Source organism: Nocardia elegans NBRC 108235, assembly GCF_001612845.1.
Lineage (GTDB): Bacteria > Actinomycetota > Actinomycetes > Mycobacteriales > Mycobacteriaceae > Nocardia > Nocardia nova.
The window spans coordinates 1-17,315 of the sequence record NZ_BDBF01000048.1 but is presented as its reverse complement, the minus strand read 5'-3'; the positions used below and the strand labels follow the sequence as shown (position 1 = coordinate 17,315).

Here is a 17,315-nt window from a genome sequence, read left to right as displayed (position 1 = left end):
CTGTCCGGTCACGGTCGCGGAGGCCGCGCGTGTCAGCGAGCGCTGTGCGCGCGGTCGCCGAGCGAGGTGAGGAAATCCCACGCGTCGGAGACGATTTCATCGAGATCGTTGTGTTCGGGCTGCCAGCCGAGTTCATCGATCGCCCTCGCGCTCGAGGCGATCAGCACCGCCGGATCACCGGCGCGCCGCGGCGCGTCCACCGCCGGGATGGGCCGGCCGACCACACGCTCACAGGCCGAGATCACTTCGCGCACCGAGAAACCCGTGCCGCTGCCGAGGTTGAAGATGCGATGTTCGCCCGGCCGCGACTGCGCCAGCGCCAGCACATGGGCGCGGGCGAGATCACGAATGTGGATGTAGTCGCGCACCGCGGTGCCGTCCGGCGTCGGGTAGTCGGTGCCGAAGACGGAAATCGAATCCCGATGCCCCAGAGCCGTTTGCAGGATCAGCGGGATGAGATGGGTTTCCACCACACGGTTCTCACCGAGCCCGCCGTAGGCGCCGGCGACGTTGAAATACCGCAGGCTCGTCGCGGCCAGACCGTGGGCGACGGCGTACGAGGTGATCGCGTGGTCGATCGCGAGTTTCGACGCCCCGTAGGGATTGGTCGGCCGGGTCGGGGCGGACTCGAGAATCGGAACCTGTTCCGGCTCACCGTAGACCGCCGCGGTCGAGGAGAACACCAGCCGCGGGGTCTGCGTGCGGCGGATCGCCTCCAGCAGCGCCAGCGTCTTCACCACGTTGCCGTACCAGTACTTCTCGGGCTGCTGCACCGATTCACCGACCAGCGACTGCGCCGCGAAATGCAGGACGCCGTCGAAGGATTCGGATTCGATCAGCTCGACGCCGGTGGTCGCGATATCTCCGTCGACGAATTTCGCCCCGGCCGGCACACCCTCGGCGTTGCCGGTGGACAGATCGTCGACCACCACGACCTCGTGGCCGTCCTGAACCAATACCTGGGCGCATACTCCGCCGACATATCCGGCACCGCCGGTTACCAGGAGTTTCATTCGTCAGGCCAGCCTGACCTGGACCGCGTGGGCCATCTCGTCGGACAGTTCGAAACCGACGTGCCCGGGCACCGAGATGATCACCACACCCGGCTTGGTCTCCACGGTCACGCGGGCGTCGGGGACCACTCCCGCCTCCCGCAGCTGACCGATCACATCCGGATCTGCCTGGATATGTTCCGACAATCGCCGCACGACGACCGCCGACACCTGGCCGGGCGGCAGATCGGAGAGCCGGACCAGCGTCTCCTCACCGGAATGGATGGAGTTGACGCCGAGTTCGTCCAGGCCGGGGATGGGGTTGCCGTACGGGGAGGTGGTGGGGTGGTTGAGCACCTCGAGCAGACGCAGTTCCACCTCCTCGCTCATCACGTGCTCCCAGCGGCAGGCTTCGGCGTGTACGTTCTGCCAGTCCAGCCCGATCACGTCGACCAGCAACCGTTCGGCCAGCCGGTGCTTACGCATGACCGCCACGGCCATCGCACGGCCCTTGTCGGTGAGTTCGAGGTGCCGGTCGCCGGCGACCATCAGCAGACCGTCGCGCTCCATCCGCGCGACCGTCTGACTCACCGTCGGGCCGCTCTGCTCGAGGCGCTCGGCGATACGCGCCCGCAACGGCACCACGCCCTCCTCCTCGAGGTCGTAGATGGTACGGAGATACATCTCCGTGGTGTCGACCAGATCCTTCACCTGTTACCCCTTCGTCGGCACGAATTCTACCCACGCCCGGCTGCACAATCGGCCTCAGCATATTTCGCACGTCCTGCACGAACTCCGCCGATACCTGCGCGCGCGACCGGATGCGCGCGGGCGACAGGCGCGCCCGGTGTCGTCTTGCATTTCTACTGCATGACAACGACAACTCGGGTGGTCTGCTTCCCGTGTCCCCGCCCGTGCGAGCAACGCCACGGCGACGGGCCGCGTTGGGCTAGCGTGACGGTATGGCAGACGACGCCGCCGTGGTGTGGACCGACCGCTTCCTGGACTACACCTGGACCCCGGAGCACCCGATGAAACCGGCCCGGCTCCGATTCACGATGGCACTCGCGCGCAGTCTCGGATTGCTCGACGGCATCGAAACCCTCGCGCCCGGCCCGGCCGGCGACGGTGAGCTGCTGCGCATCCACACCGCCGCCTATCTCGACGCGGTGCGTCACGCCGTTCCCGCACCGCCGGGCACCACACCGCCGGCCGCGCCCCCGCACGGGCTGGGGTCTATGGACAATCCCGTCTTCCCTCATATGCACGAGGCGGCCTCGGTGATCGTCGGCGGAACTCTTGCCGCCGCGCGGGAAATCGCGGCCGGCCGCACCCGGCGGGCGGTGAGCATCGGGGGTGGTATGCATCACGCGATGCCCGACGCGGCATCGGGGTTCTGCGTCTACAACGATGTGGCGGTGGCCATTTCGTGGCTGCTGGACAACGGATTCGACCGCATCGCCTACGTCGACGTCGACGTGCATCACGGCGACGGCGTGCAGCGCGCCTTCTACGGCGACCCTCGCGTGCTGACGATTTCGCTGCATCAGCATCCGGCGACGCTGTGGCCCAACACGGGCTGGCCCGAGGAGATCGGCGCGGGCCCGGCCGAAGGCACTGCGATCAACCTCGCCGTCCTGCCCGGTACCCGGGATGCGCAGTGGCTGCGCGGATTTCACGCCGTGGTGCCCGGAGCGCTGGCCGCGTTCCGGCCGCAGCTGGTGGTCAGTCAGTGCGGAGTCGACAGCCATCGCGAAGACCCCCTCGCCGACCTCGAACTCACCGTCGACGGCCAGCGCGCGGCGTTTCGCGCCATGCGTGAACTCGCGGACCGATATGCCGAAGGGCGCTGGCTGGCCGTGGGCGGCGGCGGCTACGGGGTGGTCCGGGTGGTGCCGCGAGCGTGGACCCATCTGCTGGCGATAGCGCTGGATCGGGAGATCGACCCGGGGACCGTCATCCCCGAGGAGTGGCGTGAGCTGGTGCGCGCCTATGCCCCGACCGTGCCGGCGCCGGTCACGATGGGCGACGGCGGCGACACCGCCTTCACCCCGTGGGAGGGGCCGGGCGGTGCGCTCGACACCGGCGACGCCCGTATCGACCGCGTGCAGCGCGCGATCGACACCTCGGTGCTCGCCACCCGCCGCGCGACCTACGGATTGCTGGGCCTGGACCCGGAGGACCCCCGTGACTGAATCATCCGCCACCACACCGGACGCCGAGAACACTCCCGCCGATCCGCCGCCGCCTCCGCAGCATTGGTTCGCCGACGTGCTCGCCGCCGACGGCGGTGTGGTCCGGCTGCGCCCGATCACTCCCGCCGATGCGGAGCCGATGCAGGCCTTCCACGCGGCGCTGTCCGATCGCACCCGCTATCTGCGTTATTTCGGCCCCTATCCGCGGATGACACCGAAGGATCTGTACCGCACCACCCACGTGGACTACCACAATCGGGTGGGGCTGGTCGTCGAGCTGGGGTCGGTGATCATCGCGGTCGGCCGCTACGAACTGCTGACCGATCGCGAAGGCCCTCGTGCGGCGGAGGTGGCGTTCGTCGTCGCCGACGAGCATCAGGGCCGCGGGCTGGGGTCGATTCTGCTCGAGCATCTGGCCGGTGCGGCCGCCGAGAACGACATCGAGACCTTCGTCGCCGAGGTGCTCGCCGAGAACCACACCATGGTCACGGTTTTCCGGGAGGCCGGATACCAGGTGCAGCGCAGTCGCGACGGGTCGGTGTTGCACCTCGAATTCGCCATCGACCCCACCGAAGCGCTGCTGTCGGTGCGGGATTCGCGGGAGCGGGCCTCGGAGGCGCGCAGTGTCGGCAATCTGCTGGCCCCACGGTCGATCGCGGTCATCGGCGCCACCCCGGCGGCGAGCCGGGTCGGCGGGGCGGTGCTGGCGAATCTGCTGTCCGGCGTGTTCCAGGGCCCGGTGTACCCGGTGAATCCGAACCGGACCTCCGTCCGCGGTGTGCGCGCCTACCCGACCGTGCACGACATCCCCGACGAACTGGATCTGGCGGTCGTCGCGGTACCGGCCGAGGAGATCAAATCCGTCCTCGACGACTGTATGGCCAAGGGGGTCAAAGGCCTGGTCGTGCTGACCGCCGGATTCTCCGAAACCGGGCCGGCCGGCTATCACGCCGAACGCGATCTGGTCGACGCCGCGCGCGGTCACGGCATGCGGGTGGTGGGCCCGAGTGCGCTCGGTATCGCCAACACCGATCCGGCGGTCTCGCTGAACGCGACGCTGGCGCCGGTCCTGCCGGGCCGCGGCCGAGTCGGATTCTTCTGCCAGTCCGGGCCGCTGGGTGCGGCCATCCTGGGGGAGGCGGCCGCGCGCAAGCTCGGCCTGTCGACTTTCGTCTCGGCGGGCAATCGCGCCGATGTATCCGGCAACGACCTGCTGCAGTACTGGGACACCGATCCCGACACCGACGTCGTACTGCTGTATCTGGAAACGTTCGGCAATCCGCGCAAGTTCTCCCGCATCGCGCGACGGGTGGCCCGCACCAAGCCGGTGGTGGCGGTAAGTAGCGGCCGCAACGCCGCGAACGTGCCGGTCAGCGGTCTGGAACGGTCGGTGGAACGCGATCTGTTCGCTCAGGCCGGAATCGTGCAGGTCGATACGATCGCCGAACTGTTCGACTGTGCCATGCTGCTGGCGTATCAGCCGCTGCCGGAGGGTCCGCGGCTCGCGGTGATCGGCAACAGCGCGGCTCTGGGCTGGTTGGCGGTGGACGCGGCGCGCGGGGAGGGACTGGAGGTGGGGGAGCCGACCGATCTGGGGCCGCAGGCCGAACCCGCCGACTACCTGACCGCCGTCGCGAGTGCGATGGATTCCGCCGAGGTCGACGCCGTCATCGTCATCTTCGCGCCGCCGGTACCGGCGGCGGTCACCGCCTTCGCCGAGGCGATCCGGGCCGGCGCGCAGGATGCGGTCAAACCCGTGCTCACCACGTTCGTCGCCGATCATGGAATGCCGAACCTGCTCACCGTGCGCGGTGCGGGCGGCATCGTCGACCGCGGTTCCATTCCGTCCTACCCGGATCCGGAACGCGCGGCGCGGGCGCTGGCTCGGGTGCGGCGGTACGCGGCGTGGCGGACGCGTCCGGCCTCCCTGGTGGTGCGGCCGGACGGTCTCGAGGTCGTGCGGGCGCGAGAGCTGGTGGAGCAGTGGATGTCTCGCAGTCCCGACGGGGAGTGGCTCGGCGACCTGGAGGCCGCGGAACTGCTCGCCTGCTACGGCATTCGCGTGGTGGAATTCCGGGAAGCCCACGATCCCGAGGCCGCGGTCGCGGCGGCCGCAGAGCTGGGATATCCCGTCGCCGCCAAGGCCACCGGCGAAATGTGGCGTAGCCGACCCGATTTCACCGGTGTCCGCCTCGATCTGTGGCGCGACACCGCGGTCCGGCGTGCTTATACCGATCTGGCGGAGCTGACCGGCAACGCGGTCGTCCACATCCAGAAGATGGCTACCAAGGGGGTCGGGTGTGTGCTGCGGGTCCAGGACGATCCCTCGTTCGGATCCGTCATCGGATTCGGCCTCTCGGGAACCATCATCGACCTGCTCGGCGACCGCGCCTACCGGGCCCTGCCGCTGACCGAGGCCGAGGCGGTGGAACTGATCGACGCGCCGCGCGCCGCCCCGCTGCTCGACGGGCAGGCCGGATCGGGCCGCACGATCGGCGAACCGGTGGACAAGAAGGCGTTGGCCGCACTGGCACAACGCATTTCGGCGCTGTGCGACGATCTGCCGGAGGTGCGGGAATTGTCGGTGGAACCGGTGCTGGCCTCACCGGAGGGCGCCGCGATCCTGTACGCGCGGGTGCGGATCGGGCCGGAGCCGAGCCGCTTCGACAACGGGCCGCGCCGCCTGGTGTGAGTCGTCGCGTGCCCGGTCCGCCATACCGCCGTGACCAGCGCCACCGCGGCCGGTCGGGCGACATGGTCGATACTGGCCGTATGCGCGAAGATCAGATCGAGAGCGCTACGGCGCCCCTGCGGGACGATATCCGGTTTCTCGGCGCGATCCTGGGCGAGACCATTCACGACCACGAAGGCCCCGAGGTGTTCGACCTCGTCGAACGGGTGCGGGTCGAGGCCTTCCGGGTGCGGCGGTCGGAAGTGGAACGCAGCGCGGTCGCGGAGATGCTGCGCGATACCGAGTTGCGGGTGGCGATCCCGCTGATCCGGGCGTTCAGCCATTTTCTGCTGCTGGCCAATCTCGCCGAGGACCTGCAGCGCGACCGCCGCCGCGCGGTCCACGTCGCCGCCGGCGAGCCACCGCAGGAATCCAGCCTGGCCGCGACCTATCGGGCTCTCGACCACGCCCGCGTCGACGGCGCGGTCGCCGCGGAGGTACTCGACGACGCGCTGGTCTCGCCGGTGATCACCGCTCATCCCACCGAAACGCGGCGCCGTACCGTCTTCGACGTCCAGGCCCGCATCACCGAACTGATGCGGCGGCGGGCGCGCTATCGCGAGGACGAACCCGAGTACGCCGCGATCGACCACGACATCCGCCGCCAGATCCTCACCCTGTGGCGCACCGCGCTGATCCGCCTCGCGCGGTTGCGGATCTCCGACGAGATCGAGGTCGGATTGCGCTACTACGACCTCACCCTGCTCGAGGTGATTCCGCGCATCAACGCCGAGGTGCGCGAGGCGCTGCGGGCGCGGTGGCCCGGATACGATTTGCTCGCCCGGCCGATCCTGCGGCCCGGTTCCTGGATCGGCGGCGACCGCGACGGCAACCCGAACGTGACCGGCGAGGTGGTGGAACGCGCCACCCGCCGGGCCGCCACGGTGATCTTCGGCCACTATCTGAAAGAGCTTGTCGCGCTGGAGAAGTCGCTGTCGCAGTCGATCCGGCTGGTCGCGATCACCCCGGAGCTGGCCCGGCTGGCCGATGCCGCGGGTGACGATTCACCGCAGCGTGCCGACGAACCGTATCGTCGCGCGATTCGCGGCATCCGGCTTCGGGTGGCCGCGACCGCGCAGCGCGCCCTCGGCTCGGCGGCCGAATTCCCCTCGGTGCTCGAACTGCCGGGTGAGCAGCTCGCCCGCGTCGCTCCGTACGAGGGTCCGGCGCGGCTGCTGGACGAGCTGAACATCATCGACGCCTCCATGCGCGCATCCGGTGACGGCCTGCTGGCCGACGACCGCTTGGCCGCGCTGCGCGGCGCGGTGGAGACGTTCGGGTTCCACCTGCAGGGCTTGGACATGCGCCAGAACTCGGAGGTGCACGAGCAGGTCGTGGCCGAACTGCTGGCGTGGTCGGGGGTGCACCCGGATTACGGCAGCCTCTCCGAACCGGAGCGTGTCGAGCTGCTGGCAGACGAATTGAGTACGCGCCGCCCGCTGCTGGGCCCGCACGCCCGGCTCAGCGAACTCGCCACCAAGGAACTGGGTGTGGTTCGCGCGGCCCGCGCCGCGATCGACGCGCTGGGGCCCGATACCGTGCCCAACTACATCATCAGTATGTGCACCTCGGTCAGCGACATGCTCGAGGCGGCGCTGCTGTTGAAAGAGGCGGGAATTCTCGACCCCGGCGACGAACAGACCCCACCCCACTCCCCGGTCGGGGTGGTTCCGCTGTTCGAGACGATCGACGATCTGCGCGGTGGCGCGGCGACTTTGGCCGCGGCACTGGAGGTTCCGGCGTACCGCCGGCTGGTCGCCGCCCGCGCGATGGCACAGGAGGTGATGCTCGGATATTCCGACTCCAACAAGGACGGCGGATATCTGGCGGCGAACTGGGCGTTGTACCGCGCCGAACTCGATCTGGTGGAAACCGCGCGCAAGACCGGAATCCGGTTGCGGCTGTTCCACGGCCGTGGCGGGACTGTCGGTCGCGGCGGCGGCCGCAGCTACGACGCGATCCTCGCCCAGCCGGCGGGCGCGGTGCGTGGTTCGCTGCGCCTGACCGAACAGGGTGAGGTGATCTCCACCAAGTACGCCGAATCCGGTTCGGCCCACCGCAATCTGGAATCGCTGGTCGCCGGCACGCTGGAATCGTCACTGCTGGATGTCGAGGGGTTGGGGTCCGGCGCCGAGGCGGCCTACGAAGTCTTCGAGGAACTCGCGGACGCGGCGCGCGAGGGATATGCGCGGCTGGTGCACCGGACGCCCGGCTTCGTCGACTACTTCCGGGCTTCCACGCCCATCGCGGAGGTCGCCGACCTCAATCTCGGCAGCCGGCCGGCCTCGCGCAAACCCACCAATTCGGTGTCGGACCTGCGGGCCATTCCCTGGGTGATGGCGTGGAGCCAGTCCCGGGTGATGCTGCCGGGCTGGTACGGCACCGGCAGCGCCATCCAGGAGTGGGCCGGTACGGATTCCGAGCGCTGGGATACCCTGCGCGATCTGTATCGGCGGTGGCCGTTCTTCCGCACCGTGATGTCCAATCTGGCGCAGGTGATGGCCAAGGCGGATATGGATATCGCCGCCAGCTACGCCGAACTGGTCGAGGATGCGACGTTGCGCACCACCATCTTCGGCATGATCCGCGACGAGTTCGACCGCACCGTGCAGGTGCACGCGGCGATCACCGGCAGCGATCAGTTGCTCTCGGACAATCCCGCGCTGGCCGAATCCATTCGCAATCGCTTCCCGTATCTGGAACCGCTGAACCAGATGCAGGTGGATCTGCTGCGGCGCAGGCGCGCCGGGGACGAATCGGAATTGGTCGAGCGGGGCATCCTGCTCACCATGAACGGCCTGGCCACCGCCCTGCGCAATTCGGGATAATTGGCCAATTCGGCGCGGCTGCAAGGGGATTCGCACAGAGAGATTCGCACAGAGAGTCAGGGCGGATCGATACAGCACGCCGGCCGACGGATGTGCCCCGGAGGGGGGAAGGGCACACCGGCGTCGGCCGGCGCAGCGGAGGTGACCACGCTATCCGGTCACCGGAATGGTGCTGGGCCGGATTCCGGGCGGCCCAGCGTCTGTGTGACCTAGCTGGCGTAGGCGCGCAGGCGGTCCGCCCGCTCACCCTTGCGGAGCTTGGCCATGACTTCGCGCTCGATCTGGCGCACGCGCTCACGCGAGAGACCGAACAGTTTGCCGATCTGGTCGAGGGTGCGCGGCTGGCCGTCGTCGAGGCCGAAGCGCAGCCGGATGACCTGCTGTTCGCGCTCGTCCAGGGTGGCCAGCACACTGCGCACGTCGCGGTGCATGAGCCCGGCGATGACGGCGCTCTCCGCGGAGGTCGCCTCCGAATCCTCGATGAAGTCGCCCAGCGGGGCTTCCTCGTCGTTGCCGACCGGCATGTCCAGGCTCACCGGGTCGCGGCTGTGGTCGAGCAGATCGGCGATCTTCTCCACCGGAATACCCGACTCGGCCGACAGCTCCTCGTCACTGGCCTCGCGGCCGAGCTGCTGATGCAGCTCCCGCTTGATCCGGGCCAGCTTGTTGACCTGCTCCACCAGATGCACGGGGAGGCGTATGGTACGGCTCTGATCGGCCATACCGCGGGTGATGGCCTGACGGATCCACCAGGTGGCGTAGGTGGAGAACTTGAAACCCTTGGCGTAGTCGAACTTCTCCATCGCGCGGATCAGTCCCAGGTTGCCTTCCTGGATCAGGTCCAGCAGCGGCATGCCGCGGCCGGTGTAGCGCTTGGCCAGCGATACGACCAGGCGGAGGTTGGCCTCCAGCAGATGCTGACGGGCGGCCTGGCCGTCGCGGACCAGGATCGCCAGATCCCGCTTGCGGGTCGCCGAGAGCCGCTTGCCGGTCTCCAACAGGTGTTGGGCATAGAGGCCCGCCTCGATGCGCTTGGCCAATTCGACCTCGTCGGCGGCCGTGAGCAGCGCGGTCTTACCGATCCCGTTCAGGTACACACGTACCAGGTCGGCTGCGGGGCTCTGGGCGTCGAGGTCCGAATCGATGGCGCGCACTCCAGTGGTGGCGGGGCTTGTCATGACTTGCCTCCTGTCGGTGGTGTCTCACTCCGAACAACGGACCCGACACTGGGAAAGTTCCCCGCCTTGGCGCCGATAAACCGTGCTGAGCTGCGGCTTTCGCATCCTCCGTCTGAGAAGTTCTTAAGAAGGGAACTCCGGGAACAGGGGGGAGGACGCGGGCGCGCGCCCGGCGTCGCTTGCGGTCGCGTCGAGTTCTTCCGGTGTGATCAGTCCGTGCCGGACCAGTCCGGTGACCGCCGACAACGCCTCGGCTCGGAATTGCGGTGTGGCGGTGTCGCCGGTGTGGCCGATCGCGAGCAATTCGACCAGTTCTTCCAACGGCAGTCCGCCGGGCCGCATTCCCGCGAGCAGCGCCGCCAGAGTGTCGTCGATCTCGTGCTGCCAGCGGGGACCGTCACCGCGATGCAGCCGGACCACGCGCTCCTGCCAGCCCTCGGCGCCCGGCAGCAGGACGCGTTCGAGCGCCGTCGCGGCGTCGACGGTGAATCGCGAACGCCAGGCGACATCGTTGTCCGCCAGGACCGTGCGCAGCCACGCCGAGCGGCGGAAGTAGGCCGGCGCCTCCGCGCCGAGCGGGTCGTCGAAGCCATGGGTGAGATCCTCGGCGAGCACTTCGGTGGGCCCGTCGATCGCGCGCAGATAGACGAAGCCGAAACCGATACCCTCCACCTTCGCCGCATCGAAGGCGTCCAGCCACTGTTCGGCCCGCTGCTGGGCCTCGGGATCGCGCGGATCGAGGCCGGCATCGCGCAGCCACGTGCCGACATACAGCGCCGGATCGGCCACATCGCGCTGCACGATCCAGGCGTCGACCCCGTGGTCGGGCAGCCAGCTCGCCACCCGGGTCCGCCAGTCGACACCGTCGGCGTGCACCCAGGAGGCGAGCATCGCCGCGGTACCACCCGGATTCAGCAGGCCGGGCGCCTGGCAGACGACCAGTTCGCTGGCGCCGTCCAGGGCCAGCCCCGAATCGCGGTAGGTGTGCTCGATCCGGGCCGGCCCGACCACGAACGGAGGATTGGCCACCACCTGATCGAAGCGGCGCCCGGCCACCGGCTCGAACCACGAGCCTTCGGCGAATTCGATCTCCAGGTCGTTGAGCGCGGCGGTCGCCTCGGCCAGCCACAGCGCCCGGCTGCTGACATCGGTGCCGGTCACCGTCTTCGCATAGCCCGCGGCGTGCACCGCCTGCACACCGCAGCCGGTGCCGAGATCCAGGACCGATCCGACGGGTTCGGTCGGTGTGGCGCGCAGCAGCGACAGCGACGCCTGTCCCACGCCCAGGACGTGGTCGGCGCTGAGTGTGCGGCGCCGCATCGAGTCGTCGAGATCCGACAGCACCCAGCGGGTGCCCGATCCCAGGTCCAGTGGGCGCAGGTCCAGGGCGGCGCGGATCGAATCACCGTCGCGCTCGAGCAGACCGGCGGCGACGGCTCGGTCGAGGTCGAGCGGTGCGAAGGCCGCGGCCACCTCCCGTTCGGGCAGGGCGTCACCGAGCAGCAGCAGCCGGATCAGCGTGCCGAGTTCACCGGCCTCGCGCGCGGCCCGGCGCACCGGCACCGGTTCGGATCGCCCCAGAGCGGTGTGGGCGTCGGCGCCGATGGCCTCGAGCACGGTGTCGGCGTCGTAGCGGACCCGGGTCAGCGCGGTGCGCAGCGCGGGTGCGAGGGCGGTGAGCAGGGAGGCGGTGGTCCGGTCGGCAGGCACACGAGAACTCTGCCACCTGGTACGGGGTGCCGTACTCGCCGGGTCCGGGCAGGTCGCCCGCGTCGTTCAGCCGTCGATGGACCGATGCTGTCCCGATTCGAGCGCTTTCGACGCCCGGCGCTCGTCCCAGCGGCTGGGCTCGTCCTTGCTGCGCGGCGGCCGGTCGTTCGCGATGAGGACGGCGATCCAGGGAAGCGGGATGGAGACGCCGATGATGGCCAGGGAGATCAGCGCGTTGCTCCACAGGCCGTAGGCCGCCGCCGCCAGGACCAGGCAGGGAATGCGGAAGCCCATCAGGATCATGTAGCGCTTGACGCGGGCGCGGTGCTGCTGCTCCAGGGAGGGCGCGGCCTCGGTGATCAACACCGGATGCTTGTCCTCCCCGGGGAAATATCCCGTCGAGGCGCGGGTGGGCCGGGGGATCGAACCGGGAGGCCGGCGCTCGAACGTCGCGCCCGATGGCCGCGGATCGTCCGCCGGCACCGAAACCTCCGGGCCCTCGGCGGCGTTCGCGGAGCCGCTGGGCTCGGCCGCGCGTGCGTCCTCGCGCTCCGAACCGACCCGTCCCGGGCCCGACGTCCGGGACTCGGGCGGTAGGTCGGAGGAGTCGCCGTCACGCTGCATACGTCGAGTCTTCCACTCCGCATGATCGAATGCACACGCGCCTTCGGCCGCGCGAGCACCGCCGGGCCGCGGGGTATTCGATGAGGTTGGCGACACCCGCTCACCACCCTCGCGCGGCGATGGCAGAATCGATGGGGTGAGCACCGACACCCTGGTTCGTCCGGATACGACCACCGACGAGACGACCGACAGCGATACTCCGAAATTCTTCCACTACGTGAAGAAGGACAAGATCGCCGAGAGTGCCGTCATGGGTACCCATGTGGTGGCGCTGTGCGGCGAAGTGTTCCCGGTGACGCGCTCGGCGAAGCCCGGCTCGCCGGTCTGCCCGGACTGCAAGCGCATCTACGAAATGATGAAGAAGGACTGAGCCGCAGCAGCGACCGAGCGGCCGCTTGCAGCTGTCTCGTCCGTCTGCGCCCGCGCCCGTCCCGCTTTGTGTGATCATTGTTCTCTCTGACGAGAACGATGTTTTCCGCGAGGTGGGCACTACATGAAAATCGCGACGTCCCGATGGTTGCGCACCGTCTCCTGCCTCGCGGCGGCACTCGTGACGGTTACCGCCTTCTCGACCGCCACCGCCCAGGCCGGCGAACCGGCGAACGTCGCGGCGCAGCCGTCGCCGGGATGTTCGGCGCCGCATCCCACTGGCACCTCGAACGAGAGTTTCGCGGCGGCCGGGAAATCCGGGACCTACATTCTCGACGTCCCCGCCGCCGCCGCACCGCTGCCGCTGATCGTCGATCTGCACGGCTATCTGGAACCGGCCGCACTCGAGTACGTCGGCACCGGCCTGGGTTCCTTCGGCATGGCGAACGGATTCGCGACGGTCACGCCGCAGCTGGACGAATCCGGTGTGCCGCGATGGGATTTCGGTGAGCACAGCGCCGATATCGCCTACCTGTCCGAATTGCTGACCCACGTCGAGACCACCCGGTGCGTGGACGAACGCCGCGTCTATGTGACCGGGCTGTCGATGGGGGCCTTCACCACCTCGTCGCTGGCATGTCAGCTCGCGGACCGGATCGCCGCGGTGGCGCCGGTGGCCGGACTGCAGGACTTCGCGTGGTGCGATCCGGTTCGGGCCGTCCCGGTGGTCGCCTTCCACGGCACCGAGGATCCGATCGTCGCCTACACCGGCGGGGTCGGGCCCAATGCGAAATATCTGCCCTCGGCCGACGGAACCGGGTCGGCTCAGCGCGGCGATACGCGGCCGAGCGGTGTCGACGGACCCGGACCGGCGAGCATCCCCGATCAGGCGGCGGCGTGGGCGCGGCGCGAAGGATGCGGAACACAACCGGACCGGCAGCAGGTCACCCCCGACGTCGTGCGCTACACCTATCCGTGCCCGGAGCAGACGGCCGTGCAGTTGTACGCGGTACTCGGCGGCGGGCACACGTGGCCGGGCACCGCGTCGGTGATCTCGGCGGAACCGCTGGTCGGCCGCACCACGACGGCGATCAGCGCGAACCGGATCATCTGGGACTTCTTCCGCGACCACCCGTTGCCCGGCGCCGGGAAGTAGGCGACGCGCCCAACGGCACCCAGCGAGCGCGCCGGCTGCCGACATCCGTCGAGGGCTCGATCGTCTCCGGCGCGGTTATCCGGCGGGGCGGATCCGGCCGTGATCGAGGACGGTCGGTGGGCGGGTGTCGGCGCGGTGGGCGGAACCACCGGCGGGGTCGTCGGACTGCCCGGTCTGCGGCGGGCCCTCCGAATGCTGCGCGTGTTGCGGCTTCGCGGTTCCCGGGGCATCGGGCTGCGTCCACGGCAGATCGGCGGGTGGCTCGACGTCGCCGCGCACGGTCTCGTTCTCGTCGTGGTGTCCGTCGTGCCGGTGCTTGCGCCGGGCCCACCACTGTTTGAACTGTTCGAACCGGGTCGCGCGGGCCGGCCAGAACTCCTGCACGGTGGCGTTGAATTCCGCGCCCAGGATCACCGCGAAGGCCAGGAAGAACGTGAAGAGCAGGAAGGCGATCGGCGTCGCGAGGGCCCCGTAACTGACGCCGGCGCGCGCCGCGTAGGTCAGGTAGCGGCGCAGGATGTCGCTGGCCGCCATGAAGAAGATGCCGGCCACCAGGGCTCCCCCGAAGAGCCGGTGCCACGGCAGCGACCGGTGCAGGGCCAGCTTGTACAACGTGGTCAGGCCGACGATGAGCAGCAGTCCGGCCGCCGGATAGTAGAAGGTGTCGATCAGGCGTAATCCGGGTTCGCGCCAGTCCGGCGGCAGCGTGCGGCCGATCAGGGTCGGGCCCAACGCCACCAGCGGCAGCACGAACACGGCCGCCACCAGGAACAGCAGATACAACCCGAGCGCGAAGATGCGCTGCCAGACCGGATGGCGGGCATCGGCCTGCCCGTGTGCGGCGACGATGGAATCGACGAAGGTCGCCATGGCCGAGGACCCGGCCCACAGCGACAACACGAATCCCACCGAGACCACCGCCCCGCGGCCGCGCTGCAGTACGTCGCGCACGGTCGGCGCGATCATCTCGTCGACGACGTTGGCGCTGAAAAGATTGCGGCTGAAGCTGACGATCTTGCCCTCGACGATATGCACGGTGTCGGGGCCGAACAGGCCGCCGACGTAACCGATACTGCCCAGCAGTCCGAGCAGCAGCGGCGCCAGCGACAGGGTCTGCCAGAACGCGGCGGCGGCCGATTTGGCGAAGATCGAATCGCTCCACGCCTTGTCGGCGACCCGCGCGATCACCTGCCAGACGCGCCGGAACGCGGCCATGACTCGGCCGCGCAGCCGCTGCCAGGAGCGCGCCGCGCCGGAGATCGAGGCCGGTCGGTCGGAACACATCGTGAGTACAGCATTGCCCACCGGTGGCCCGACGGCAGCAACAGGAGGTGAACGTGTCGTAAGTGTTCTGCCGCACAGGCCCGCGGTGATCTGCGAGGTGAGCCGGGCCGCCGCCGGATTCGTGGCAGATGAGGTGGTGTCGAATTGGCTAGGTGTCGGTGCCGGTCGCTACTCTCTGTCGAGTGACTTCGGGTGGTGGCGGTTCGTTACGAGCATGGCAGCGCAGAGCACTCACCAGATATCTGACGACCAAACCACGTGACTTCCTGGCCGTGGCCACGCCCGGGGCGGGTAAGACCACGTTCGCGCTGCGGCTGGCGACCGAACTGCTCACCGACCGCACCGTCGACCAGGTCACCGTGGTCGCGCCGACCGAACATCTCAAGCACCAGTGGTCGGCGGCGGCGGCGCGGATCGGCATCCAGCTGGATTCGAACTTCTCCAACAGCACCGGAGGCACCTCCGGCGATTTCCACGGCGTCGTGGTCACCTACGCCCAGGTCGCCTCGCATCCGTTCAAGCATCGGGTGCGGACCGAGAATCGCCGGACGCTGGTGATTCTCGACGAGATCCACCACGCGGGTGACGCCAAGAGCTGGGGTGATGCGGTGGCCGAGGCGTTCGGCGACGCCACCCGCCGCCTGGCGCTCACCGGTACTCCCTTCCGTAGTGACGATTCGCAGATTCCGTTCGTCAACTACGAACCGGACGAATCCGGATTTCCGCGGTCGAGTGCCGACTACACCTACGGCTATTCCGAGGCCCTGGCCGACGGCGTGGTCCGGCCGGTGGTCTTCCTCGCCTATTCCGGTGAGGCGCAGTGGCGCGACAGCGCGGGGGAGGAGTACTCCGCCCGGCTGGGCGAGCCGTTGAGCGCCGAACAGACCGCGCGTGCCTGGCGCACGGCCCTCGATCCGGCCGGCGACTGGATGTCGAAGGTGCTGACCGCCGCCGACACCCGGCTGCGGCAGCTGCGCGCCACCGGCATGCCCGACGCGGGCGGTCTGGTGATCGCGACCGATCAGGAGAAGGCCCGCGATTACGCCGAACTGCTGGAACATATTTCGGGCAGCAAACCGGCGGTGGTCCTCTCCGACGACCCCGCCTCCTCCCAGCGGATCGGGGAATTCAGCAACAACACCGACCCGTGGATGGTCGCGGTGCGCATGGTGTCCGAAGGTGTGGACGTGCCGCGCCTAGCCGTCGGCGTCTACGCCACCAGCGCCTCGACCCCGCTGTATTTCGCCCAGGCGATCGGCCGTTTCGTGCGTGCGCGCCGGACCGGGGAGACCGCGAGCGTCTTCCTGCCGTCGGTGCCGGTGCTGCTCGATCTGGCCGCCCAGCTCGAGGTGCAACGCGACCACGTCATCGGCAAACCGCATCGGGAGAAGAACGCCCTCGACGACGAACTGCTGATCGACGCCAATAAGCAGAAGGACGAACCGGGCGAGGAGGAACGCGCCTTCGTCGCGCTGGCGGCCGATGCCGAACTGGATCAGGTGATCTACGACGGCGACTCGTTCGGTACCGCGACGTTCTCCGGTAGCGACGAGGAGGCCGACTACCTCGGCATTCCGGGCCTGCTGGACGCCGATCAGATGCGCGCCCTGCTGCGAGACCGCCAGACCCGCCAGATCCGCGAACGCAGCGCCGCTGTCTCGGTGGCCGAGGCGCCCGATGCCGGCCCGTCCGCGGCGGCCGCGGCCGAACGCGTCGCGACCGCCGATCGGCTGGGGGAGTTGCGGCGCGAACTCAACTCGCTGGTCGCCATGCATCATCACCGCACCGGTAAGCCACACGGGGTGATCCACGGCGAGCTCCGGCGCGAATGCGGCGGGCCGCCGACAGCGCTGGCGACCGCCGATCAGCTGTCCCAGCGCATCGCGGCACTGCGGCGCATGTAGTCGCAGCAGCGACGGGGTGGCGAAAAGCCCTGGCCCGCAGCATTTTCGGGAACCGGACCCGGTGCTTCAGCGCTGTTCGGCGGGGGCCGATTCCGGCCAGGCCTGCAGCGCTCGGTCGATGGTCCGGCCGAGCCGGTGCAGGTCCACGCCGTCACCGGCCTGCACCGACAGTCCGAACAGCACGGCGGTGTAGAAATCGGCGAGACCGTCGATGTCGGTGTCGGCCGGCAGATCCCCGTCGCGGATGCCGCGCTCGAGGCGCTGTCGCACCGCTTCGGTGGTGTGGCGACGGCGTTCGGCGAGCAGATCGCGGACGGCGCCGTGGCGCGGGCCCGCCGTATTGC

Annotated in this window: 13 protein-coding genes; 6 read left to right on the top strand and 7 right to left on the bottom strand. The window is 69.2% G+C overall.

Translation table 11 applies throughout. The features are described from left to right. Window positions 1-32 precede the first annotated feature (32 nt). Together galE and NE2_RS27810 are read right to left on the bottom strand one after the other, a co-directional pair. On the bottom strand, window positions 33-1,013 hold the full coding sequence (galE, locus tag NE2_RS27815; RefSeq protein WP_063030847.1) for a UDP-glucose 4-epimerase GalE: 981 nt from the start codon (window positions 1,011-1,013) through the stop codon (window positions 33-35). Between the two features lie 3 nt (window positions 1,014-1,016). Beyond that, window positions 1,017-1,703 (bottom strand): iron-dependent transcriptional repressor DtxR, encoded by a 687-nt coding sequence (locus tag NE2_RS27810; protein WP_062962317.1) that lies wholly within the window; start codon window positions 1,701-1,703, stop codon window positions 1,017-1,019. A 251-nt stretch (window positions 1,704-1,954) separates the two neighbouring features. On the opposite strand from NE2_RS27810, the gene NE2_RS27805 reads away from it, so the two are divergent. The 3 genes from NE2_RS27805 (at window position 1,955) to ppc (ending at window position 8,746) form a co-directional block, all read left to right on the top strand. Continuing rightward, on the top strand, window positions 1,955-3,187 hold the full coding sequence (locus NE2_RS27805) for an acetoin utilization protein AcuC (RefSeq protein WP_063030845.1): 1,233 nt from the start codon (window positions 1,955-1,957) through the stop codon (window positions 3,185-3,187). After that, window positions 3,180-5,879, top strand: a complete 2,700-nt coding sequence (locus NE2_RS27800; RefSeq protein WP_063030843.1) for a bifunctional acetate--CoA ligase family protein/GNAT family N-acetyltransferase — start codon at window positions 3,180-3,182, stop codon at window positions 5,877-5,879. Before NE2_RS27805 ends, NE2_RS27800 begins: the two co-directional genes overlap by 8 nt. A gap of 80 nt (window positions 5,880-5,959) precedes the next feature. Continuing rightward, window positions 5,960-8,746, top strand: a complete 2,787-nt coding sequence (gene ppc, locus NE2_RS27795) for a phosphoenolpyruvate carboxylase (protein WP_084494377.1) — start codon at window positions 5,960-5,962, stop codon at window positions 8,744-8,746. Window positions 8,747-8,955: 209 nt separating this feature from the next. Here ppc and NE2_RS27790 read toward each other — a convergent pair whose 3' ends face one another. The 3 genes from NE2_RS27790 to NE2_RS37310 form a co-directional block, all read right to left on the bottom strand. Beyond that, window positions 8,956-9,924, bottom strand: a complete 969-nt coding sequence (locus NE2_RS27790) for a sigma-70 family RNA polymerase sigma factor (RefSeq protein ID WP_030517242.1) — start codon at window positions 9,922-9,924, stop codon at window positions 8,956-8,958. Between the two features lie 123 nt (window positions 9,925-10,047). Next, complete coding sequence (locus NE2_RS27785) at window positions 10,048-11,634, bottom strand: DUF7782 domain-containing protein (protein ID WP_084494376.1); 1,587 nt, start codon at window positions 11,632-11,634, stop codon at window positions 10,048-10,050. A gap of 66 nt (window positions 11,635-11,700) precedes the next feature. After that, a complete protein-coding gene (locus tag NE2_RS37310; protein ID WP_063030893.1) occupies window positions 11,701-12,057 on the bottom strand; it encodes a DUF3099 domain-containing protein in 357 nt (118 codons plus the stop codon). Window positions 12,058-12,394: 337 nt separating this feature from the next. Here NE2_RS37310 and NE2_RS27775 point away from each other — a divergent pair, with 337 nt between their 5' ends. Then, on the top strand, window positions 12,395-12,628 hold the full coding sequence (locus NE2_RS27775) for a DUF3039 domain-containing protein (protein WP_030517239.1): 234 nt from the start codon (window positions 12,395-12,397) through the stop codon (window positions 12,626-12,628). A 123-nt stretch (window positions 12,629-12,751) separates the two neighbouring features. Then, window positions 12,752-13,783 carry a CE1 family esterase gene (locus tag NE2_RS27770; protein ID WP_063030841.1) on the top strand — a complete coding sequence of 344 codons (1,032 nt, stop codon included), beginning with the start codon at window positions 12,752-12,754 and terminating at the stop codon, window positions 13,781-13,783. A gap of 75 nt (window positions 13,784-13,858) precedes the next feature. Here the strand turns inward: NE2_RS27770 and NE2_RS27765 are convergent, their stop codons facing one another. Continuing rightward, window positions 13,859-14,998 (bottom strand): YihY/virulence factor BrkB family protein, encoded by a 1,140-nt coding sequence (locus NE2_RS27765; protein ID WP_084494381.1) that lies wholly within the window; start codon window positions 14,996-14,998, stop codon window positions 13,859-13,861. Between the two features lie 251 nt (window positions 14,999-15,249). On the opposite strand from NE2_RS27765, the gene NE2_RS27760 reads away from it, so the two are divergent. After that, on the top strand, window positions 15,250-16,971 hold the full coding sequence (locus NE2_RS27760) for a DEAD/DEAH box helicase (protein WP_233429892.1): 1,722 nt from the start codon (window positions 15,250-15,252) through the stop codon (window positions 16,969-16,971). Window positions 16,972-17,037: 66 nt separating this feature from the next. Here the strand turns inward: NE2_RS27760 and NE2_RS27755 are convergent. Further along, window positions 17,038-17,315, bottom strand: a 278-nt coding sequence (locus NE2_RS27755) for a TetR family transcriptional regulator C-terminal domain-containing protein (RefSeq protein WP_174553989.1), incomplete at its 5' end; no start/stop codon positions are given.